This window comes from Algibacter sp. (genome assembly GCF_049667265.1).
In the GTDB taxonomy this organism is placed as follows: domain Bacteria; phylum Bacteroidota; class Bacteroidia; order Flavobacteriales; family Flavobacteriaceae; genus Algibacter_B.
In genome coordinates, this window is the sequence record NZ_JBATHX010000148.1 from 1 (window position 1) to 8,467 (window position 8,467).

An 8,467-nucleotide genomic window follows, 5' to 3' on the forward strand; every position below is an offset into this window, starting at 1 on the left:
GTAGAAAGCAGAACAATGAGCCAGCCAAGAGCTGCTACTCCAATAATTATCCATACAAATAAGCTGTTGTCAATTTCCCAAACCACCGTATTAATAGGTTGCCATTTCCAAAATAGCAGTAAAAGTGCTAAACTTGATAATAAAATATATGTACTGCGTTCGGCTGGCTTACCTATAATTTTAATCCACCAAGCTTTAAATGCTGGTCGCGCCATAATACTGTGTTGGATAGCAAAAAGACTTAATAAAAGAAGATTTATAATAACTGCGGAAATACCTGTGCTTTCGGTTGCTGAATTAATAGTTTTTGGGACTAAAAAATTGCCAACAAATGCCATGGCATAAAGGAAGGAAATTAGGAAAACTAAATAAGCAATAATTCCATAAATTAGGACGATAAACTTTTTCATTGTATTTAAATTTAATTGGTTTACAACAAAATTAGAATAGAATAATTTTCTAGAATTCTACATTTAGACCAAATAAATACAATTTTAGACCAGAAGAAATTTATGTGTAACTATTTGTAAAACAATATATTACATATTGTCTATAAAGTTTGAAGGGCGTATTCCATATTTTTTATGGAAACATTTTGAAAAATAAGCAGGACTACTAAAACCTGTTTGATAAGCAATTTCTGAGATATTACAGTTTTGTTTTTCTAGTAAATTTAAAGCTTTATTTAAACGATAATCTCTTAAAAACATATTAGGGGATTTACCAACCAAATTCATCATGGTTCTGTAAAGTTTAGATTTACTATAACCTAAATTATTTTCAAAATCCTTAACAGTTATTGAATTTTTTGACCAAATATTTTCGGTATATTCCATTAAACTAGTGATAAAATCTTCTTCCACTTTGCTTACAATATGAATAGATTTGGCTTCATTTATGGGTTTATTTTGATTCTCTCCTTCATAGAGGTCTTTCACCATCGATGAAATCGATAAATTACCTTTAGCAATATCACTTAGATAATCTGAGGTTTTTATAGTATCCTCAAAAAAGCCATCTTTTTCAGTAATTGGAATCCCAGCGCTTATTCCAATTTTAAACTCTAAATCTGGAGTAATAACACAATTGTGAATATCTCTAATTTTTAAGCCACAATGAACAGCATCTGTTACAGAGGCAAAAGACATTAAAAAGGTATTGGCCTCTTGCTTTACTAAACGACCATCATAATTAGCTGTTAATGCTTTTATTGATGTTGTATAGCCTCTAATGGCTGCTTTTAAAGTGTTTATATCATTAACCCTTAATGCTTTACGTTTTAATTTAACTATCATGAGGCTTCTAAAAGCAGGATCATTAATTATATTGAGACTAGTATTCTTAGATTTTTCAGGATCTTCAATACGTCCTAAAAAGGATTCTACAACAGTTTCATTTACTTCTAAAATTTGCTGAGGAATTGCGCCATGTGCCTTTTGATGTAAATCTATTACAGCTTGTTTGTTTGGTGCTTCCATTAAACAAAAAGCTGTTTGCCTCTGCTCATCACACCAATAGGTTAGTCCACGACAATTATATTTGTGTTCAATTTTTAAATCTTCTTGGTGCATTTCTGCAATGTCTTTTGCTGTAATACCATTTGGTAATTCATGCAAGTCCATAAAAATTGGCATTCGACTAGTTTTTAGTTTATTCTACTAAGTTACATTATTTATTTTTTATTAATTCAAAACCACTCCAAACACATTCTGACTTCACTCCTATCGTCGTTTCGGGCAAAGTAAAGTTACTCCGAAACAAGTTCGGAACAGGCTATAACGCCGAACATTATAATTCAAAATAAGAATTATAATCAGACGTTATATAAAATGACTTTGAAACTCATATTTATTGTATTAAATTATAAATTATTTTCAATTAGCAGAAATATATTTATAAAGGAACATAAAGTTTTAATGGCTATTGAAACACCAGATTCAATTTTATTAAACTGAAAAGCAAGTAATTATAAAATAACCACTCGCTTTTCAAACACTACTAACCAATCAAATCAAAATCTTTTATTCCATATCTATAATTCCAACAACTTCATAAGCTCTAGAGCCATCTACTTGTACTTTTTCATAAAGTATGTTTGCGTATTCATAATATGTTAATCCGTCTATAATTACTTTTTCATAATCATCAGGAAGTTCATAAACTATAGTGCCAATTTCTGGGTCTATTACTTCGTAATTGTTATTTATTTGTGTGTAAAATATGCCACTTACATTAAAGTAAATATGATTGTTAAAGCGTATTTGTTTATAATTTGGAGGTAATGTTTTTATTCTAAATCCAACTTTTGGAGCAATAACAATATAACGACCTCTAGATTGTGTGTAATACTTATTGTTTGAGTAATAGTAATTTTGACCTTTATGGTTAATTACCGCTCTGTTTGGTACATTTCTAACCGAGACCACTTTCTTTTTAGGCGTTTTATAAGTAACTTGAGTACTTGATACTCTCCTACCTACTGTACTAGTTTTAGTAGGTGTTGTAATTGCCTTTGTGTTAGTCGTTCTTGTAGTAGTGGTTACTTTTTTGTTATCACTAGTTGTAGTGCTACGACGTGTTTGCCCCGAAACTTGGGTTGAAATGGCTACCAAAAATAATGATGGTAAAATGAAGGTTTTTATAAATGTTTTCATTTTTTTAAATTTTAAATTAAACTTCTTTTTTATGTATTTTCTAAGATGTTTCTTAGTTTTAATACTCTAAAGATATTTGGATTATTCGTGTTTAAAAATGAAACTAGACCGAGACTTGTTTTGTATCTACCAATGGGAAGTTTTTATAGAAGAGTTTTTTTTGAAGTCTAGATTTTAACTGAAAACATATAGAAAAACGCCATGCTCATTTCTTATTTAAATGACTGATTAAGATTTTTGTTTTACTGCGAATTGTTCTCGCATAATCTAAACGATTTTGGGTTTGTAACAACCTATCAATGATGCTATTTTGGTATGCCTTATTAGCCAATAATCTTGAATAATCAGACGTAGCTGCATGCGTTTTAACATGGTTATATTTTATGTCGTCTGATAATAAATCAACTAACGAAATATGATTTTCTAAAATGGGTTTTATCTTATCTGAAACAATAGTTTTTACCTGATCGTCCTGACTTTTAAACAGTTGAATTTTAGATAGATAAGTAGCTATTAAATCTTTTAACTTGGCATTATCTATACTTTCTAACTTATTTGTACTCACAATAGAATTTAGTGAGCTATCTTGTAATTCGTACTGTTTTTCTGCTATAGAAATAATACTATCTTTTGCAGATTGTGATAATTCAGTAGATTTTTTACCAAAATAATTTAGCGTGTTTTCTAAATAAATTACTTTTTTTGTGTCTTCCTCAATAATACGTTTTACAAGACGCAAATTAGTTTCTAATTCTTCATTTAAATTAATGTAGATTTCATCTTCAGCAAGATTGCTTTTTCTGATATCATTTAAATCGTTTATTTTCCAAGCAATAGAAACAGCAATTACAATAAGTACTATTTCTCCAAGTGCGTAAAGGGCGTACGATTTAAATTTGCCCGTATCAATAAGCTTTATTCTTAGTTTTCGTAATAACTTCATGGGAATACGTTAAAAAATAAATTTTTTTGGCAACAAACAAAGCAAGATTTAGGCTTTACGAGTTAAGTGAATTGTTATTAATAAATTCCAGGAATTTCGGCTTATAATTTTCAGAAACGGTAATTCGTTGCTTATTAATTATAATTTGGCTACGCTCTATCACATCTATGTTTTTTAAGGAAACAATAAAAGAACGATGTACTCGCATAAATTGCGTTTCAGGTAGCTCTTCTTCTAAAGTTTTTAAACTCATAAGGGTTAAAATGGCCTTCGGATTATCTTTCAGCCATATTTTTATATAATCCTTTAACCCTTCAAAATATAGAACATCAGCTAATTTTATTCGTAGTTGTTTGTATTCAGACTTAACAAAAAGAAACTCTTTTTCTTCGGATAGTAATGTTTGTTGTTTGCCTTTTACCAATTCAAACCATGTGTTTGCTTTATTGGCGGCTGTCAAAAACTCTGCATAATCAAAGGGTTTTAATAAGTAATCTAAAGCTTCTACTTTAAAGCCTTCTAAAGCATATTGATCAAAAGCTGTGGTGAAAATAACCCGAGTTTCTTTGGGTAACATTTTTGAAAACTCTAGTCCTGTTAAATCTGGCATTTGAATATCTAAAAACAATAAATCAATAGGATTCGCTTTCACAAACTCCATGGCCTCAATAGCACTACTACATTTTTTTTTAAGCACTAAAAAGGGCGTTTTCTTCACATAACTTTCTACTAAATTAAGAGCCATAGGCTCGTCATCTACAATAATGCAAGTGATTTTTTGATTGCTCATAATTTAGGCTGTTTCTATTTCTAAATGTACTAAAAAACGTTCGTCTTTTATACTTGATTTAAAGCTGTGTTTATTTGGATACAGTAATTGCAAACGTTTCTCTAAATTTTGAAGTCCTATTCCAGAACCACTTTTATCTTCTGTTTTTTTAGGAAAATTATCATTTTCAATAGAAAACACGACTGTTTTATGATTGTGCGTCATATTCATTTCAATTTTACTTTCTTTACTAGCAGAAACGCCATGTTTAAAAGCATTTTCTATTAAAGAAATAAATAATAAAGGCGCAATTTTAATGCCTGTTTCTTCTGATGGAAAATTATAAATAACTTCTGTTTTGTCCGATACGCGTAGCTTCATTAAATCGATGTATTTTTTCATAAAATCGATTTCTTTTGATAGTAGCACTAATTCCATATTGGTTTCATACAACATATAGCGCATCAGTTTGCTTAAACTATGAATAGATTTTTTCGCTTGCTCTGGAGATAAATCTACCAATGCGTAAATATTATTTAGTGAATTAAAAAAGAAATGCGGTTGCAATTGATAATGTAAATGTTGCAACTCAGATTGTAGTTTTACATTTTGCGCTTCTTTTTTCTCCGCTTCTGTTTTTACCCAACGTTTTGTCGTTTTTATAGTTATTGAAAATAATAAAGGCGCCATATACGATAACATTTGTATGTAGATAAACATCTTAAAAGGTGGTCCGGAATTTTCGGTGTCTGCAGCTCTTCTTTTAACGATATCTTGAAAAAAAGTATCTTCAATGTATTCTTTTATAAATATAAAAAACCCAATGATTATGATATTAAAGACGATAAACAAAACCGTCTTTTTGTTGAATAAAAACCTATCAATAAGTACAAAATAATTGAGGTAAAAAATGAAGGCATAAAACACTAACGGAATCCAGAAATGTGCAATTACTCTATTGATTTCTTGGTTTTGTCCATAAGACAACACATAAGGCATACTAAACAGTACTAACCATACCAGTAAATGCGACAGAATTGTTATGTTTTTATTTTTATGCATTTCGATTATTCTCAATTATTGTTTTTACTTAGCATTTCTAACCAAACGAATATAGTTATTTATTCGTTCTTCATTTTCTATTGCTGGTCCATCTTTTATTTTGGTATCAAAACGTACAGCACCTGCTCCGTGGATGTCCTCTCCACCATGGTCAACAGCATATCCAAAAGCCACGTAATCTGCAAAATACATGCCGCTTACACGTTCGCTTCCTGCAGAAGTGCTTGTCCAAAAGTATGGATAATCCTGATTTCCTGCTTCGTTTGTTATTGTTGAAATATTAAAAATAGAACTATCTATTGCTGGAAATACACCGGAATAATCTACAATACTTTGTAATTCCTTTACGTTAGGTAAGCGCCAATCAGAATAGCCTGCGAAATTGGAATTTTCAGCATACGCCAAAGCATCTTCCCAATTCATGCCTTTTTTACTGTCTTCTTTAGACCACATTAAACTGGTCGCTTTATCTGTAATTGTATTATTGCCATTGTCCATAAAATCATTAACACCATATAGACCACCACGAACTGCTCGCACATATCTTTGTCCGTCTAATGCTTTGATATGGCCTGTCCAATCATTAACAATAAATGCCAGTCTTTTTTTGGATTCAACAGTATTCACCATATAATAATTACTTGACCATGTGTGTTGATCTCTTTGTTCTGCACCATCTTTACTTACTAAATGAAAATATGTGGTATCTAAATATGGCCACCCAACAGATTGATCTCTTATAGACCAAAGTTCTTTTATTGTCGGCATTCTCCAATCTGTAAATCCTCCTAAATTAAGCGATTTACAATATGCTTCGCCATCTACCCAAGCTTTGCTTTCGCTCGATTGGTCTTGTGCCCACATTAATCCCGTAACATTATCCGTTACTGTGCCATCACCGTTATCTGTATACGACATTTTTTGTCCATTCTGGTAGTTTCCATCTTGTCCATAAAATGAATCGCCAGGTTGCAGTCCTGTAATAGTTTTTCCTATAGCATCAAAAGTTTTAGTCTGACCTGTAGTTGGTAATGCATAATTTTTATCTGATAAAAGGACTGTTTTATTGTCATGTTTTTTCATTGCAGCTTTTATTTCCTCAATGGATGGCAATTGTCTGTCTTGCCTTGGAGGTCTGCCTTGACCTTGATCTCCACCTTGAGGTTCAGGAGCGTTTTTTAATTCACCTTCTACTATAAAACCGTCATTATTAGTATCAATTTTAGAAAAGTCATTTTGTAATGGGCCTTTAACTTCTGTTTTTGATAGTCTACCATCATCATTACTATCCATTTCAGTAAACATTTCTGTGATAGAAGGTCTTTCACGACCTCCTTCTGGTCTTTGTTTATGCTGTTCCTGTTCTGGTGCTGCTTGTTCTTTTTTTTGCTTAGAACCACAAGCTGTAAAAAGGATTAACCCGAAGGCTAATATTCCTATTTTTGTTATACTTCGATAATTCATAATAATTTAGATTTATACTGTTTTTTAAAGGCTTCTTACTCGTAACGTAAAGCGGTTATTGGGTCTAAAGCAGATGCTTTTCTAGCCGGATACCATCCGAAAAAAATTCCTGTTAAAGCACAAACTGCAAAGGATATAATGATGGAATACAAAGCAACACTTGTTGGCCAATTCAAGAACTTTTCGATAAATACCGTGGCTCCAAGCCCTAACAGTACACCTAAAATGCCGCCTGTAATACTTATTAAAATGGCTTCAATTAGGAACTGCATTAAAATATCAGAACCCTTGCCTCCTACTGCCATTCGTAAACCTATTTCTTTGGTTCGTTCTTTTACAGAAACATACATAATATTCATAATACCAATTCCTCCAATTAATAGTGAAATACTGGCAACTGCAACCAATAGAATAGTTAACATCTCACTAGTGGAACTAAAAGTCGAGATTAATTCTTCCATAGAACGCACCGTAAAATCATCTTCCTCATTATCAGTTAATTTGTGTTGCGAACGTAAAATTTCTGTTACTTGTGTTACTGCTTCAGGCGCATCATCTTCACTAATAGCAGATGCCATCACTTGGTTTAAGTAATCAATTGCCAAAATTCGCTTTTGTACTGTGGTAAATGGTGCAATAACCACATCATCTTGATCTTGGCCAAAGGTGTTTTCGCCTTTTTCTTCTAAAACTCCAATCACTTTAAAAGGAATGTTATTAAAACGTATCATTTGCCCTACTGGTTCTTGACCATCAGGAAAAACATTATCTACCACAGTTTGCCCTATTAAAGCCACTTTTGAAGCTGTTTTGACTTCTGTATCTGTAAACATACTTCCGCTTTGTAAATCGACTACTTTAATATTTAAATACTCTGGATTAACACCATAGATAGTACTTGGCCAGTTGTTAGAACCATTAATAACCTGGCCACCACTATTTACAACTGGTGTAATATAACTTAACAAGTCACTTTTTGCTTTTATAACTTCATAATCTTGAAGTGTTAATGTTTGCACATTACCGCCACTTCCTCTTGCAGGTCCTCTATCATCTGCGCCTGGTCTAATTGTAATCATATTAGAACCCATTGCAGAAATTGTAGTACGGATACTTTCCTTAGAGCCTTCGCCAATGGCTAACATAGCAATTACAGAAGCCACACCAATGATAATCCCTAACATAGTAAGCAAGGTTCTCAGTTTGTTAAGAACGATGGCTTTAAATGCGATTTTTAATAAATTTAATAGTCTCATAACACTTCGTCTTGTTTAGGTAGTTTTGCTAATTCTTCAGTTGCAGATAGTACCTTTTGATTTTTATAATCTTGAATGATATTTCCATCTCGCAACACAATGGTTCTATGGCTAAAAGCTGCAATATCTGGCTCGTGAGTTACAAATACTATAGTGATACCTTGTTTGTTTAACTCTTGAAAAATAGACATAATTTCGTATGCAGTTCTTGTGTCTAAGTTTCCCGTAGCCTCATCAGCTAAAATCATAACTGGGTTGTTTACCAATGATCTTGCAATAGCCACACGCTGCTGCTGACCACCTGAAAGTTGGGAAGGTG

The 8,467-nt window shown here is 32.0% G+C and carries 8 protein-coding genes and 1 pseudogene; all 9 read right to left on the reverse strand.

Annotation, left to right across the window (positions count from 1 at the left end; translation table 11 throughout):
• Positions 1 to 410: pseudogene (locus tag WBN21_RS05370) on the reverse strand (methanethiol S-methyltransferase); the annotation flags it as partial.
• 129 nt (positions 411 to 539) lie between these two features.
• Entirely contained in the window at positions 540 to 1,634 is a 1,095-nt protein-coding gene (locus WBN21_RS05375) for a nickel-binding protein (RefSeq protein WP_424198255.1), read from the reverse strand.
• A 387-nt stretch (positions 1,635 to 2,021) separates the two neighbouring features.
• On the reverse strand, positions 2,022 to 2,654 hold the full coding sequence (locus tag WBN21_RS05380) for a DUF6515 family protein (protein WP_424198256.1): 633 nt from the start codon (positions 2,652 to 2,654) through the stop codon (positions 2,022 to 2,024).
• Positions 2,655 to 2,859: 205 nt separating this feature from the next.
• Positions 2,860 to 3,597 carry a hypothetical protein gene (locus tag WBN21_RS05385; protein WP_424198257.1) on the reverse strand — a complete coding sequence of 246 codons (738 nt, stop codon included), beginning with the start codon at positions 3,595 to 3,597 and terminating at the stop codon, positions 2,860 to 2,862.
• Between the two features lie 55 nt (positions 3,598 to 3,652).
• Positions 3,653 to 4,387 carry a LytR/AlgR family response regulator transcription factor gene (locus WBN21_RS05390; protein ID WP_424198258.1) on the reverse strand — a complete coding sequence of 245 codons (735 nt, stop codon included), beginning with the start codon at positions 4,385 to 4,387 and terminating at the stop codon, positions 3,653 to 3,655.
• Between the two features lie 3 nt (positions 4,388 to 4,390).
• Positions 4,391 to 5,428 carry a sensor histidine kinase gene (locus tag WBN21_RS05395; protein WP_424198259.1) on the reverse strand — a complete coding sequence of 346 codons (1,038 nt, stop codon included), beginning with the start codon at positions 5,426 to 5,428 and terminating at the stop codon, positions 4,391 to 4,393.
• Between the two features lie 24 nt (positions 5,429 to 5,452).
• A complete protein-coding gene (locus WBN21_RS05400; protein ID WP_424198260.1) occupies positions 5,453 to 6,892 on the reverse strand; it encodes a DUF1566 domain-containing protein in 1,440 nt (479 codons plus the stop codon).
• 35 nt (positions 6,893 to 6,927) lie between these two features.
• A complete protein-coding gene (locus WBN21_RS05405; RefSeq protein WP_424198261.1) occupies positions 6,928 to 8,148 on the reverse strand; it encodes an ABC transporter permease in 1,221 nt (406 codons plus the stop codon).
• On the reverse strand, positions 8,145 to 8,467 hold a 323-nt coding region (locus WBN21_RS05410; RefSeq protein WP_424198262.1), incomplete at its 5' end, for an ATP-binding cassette domain-containing protein. The genes WBN21_RS05405 and WBN21_RS05410, both read right to left, overlap by 4 nt.

Excerpts from the sequence above, each read along its gene's own strand:
- WBN21_RS05395 (WP_424198259.1), bottom strand. The coding sequence starts at position 5,428 with ATGCATAAAAATAAAAACATAACAATTCTGTCGCATTTACTGGTATGG.
- WBN21_RS05390 (WP_424198258.1), bottom strand. The coding sequence starts at position 4,387 with ATGAGCAATCAAAAAATCACTTGCATTATTGTAGATGACGAGCCTATG.
- WBN21_RS05380 (WP_424198256.1), bottom strand. The coding sequence starts at position 2,654 with ATGAAAACATTTATAAAAACCTTCATTTTACCATCATTATTTTTGGTA.
- WBN21_RS05385 (WP_424198257.1), bottom strand. The coding sequence starts at position 3,597 with ATGAAGTTATTACGAAAACTAAGAATAAAGCTTATTGATACGGGCAAA.
- WBN21_RS05375 (WP_424198255.1), bottom strand. The coding sequence starts at position 1,634 with ATGCCAATTTTTATGGACTTGCATGAATTACCAAATGGTATTACAGCA.
- WBN21_RS05405 (WP_424198261.1), bottom strand. The coding sequence starts at position 8,148 with ATGAGACTATTAAATTTATTAAAAATCGCATTTAAAGCCATCGTTCTT.
- WBN21_RS05400 (WP_424198260.1), bottom strand. The coding sequence starts at position 6,892 with ATGAATTATCGAAGTATAACAAAAATAGGAATATTAGCCTTCGGGTTA.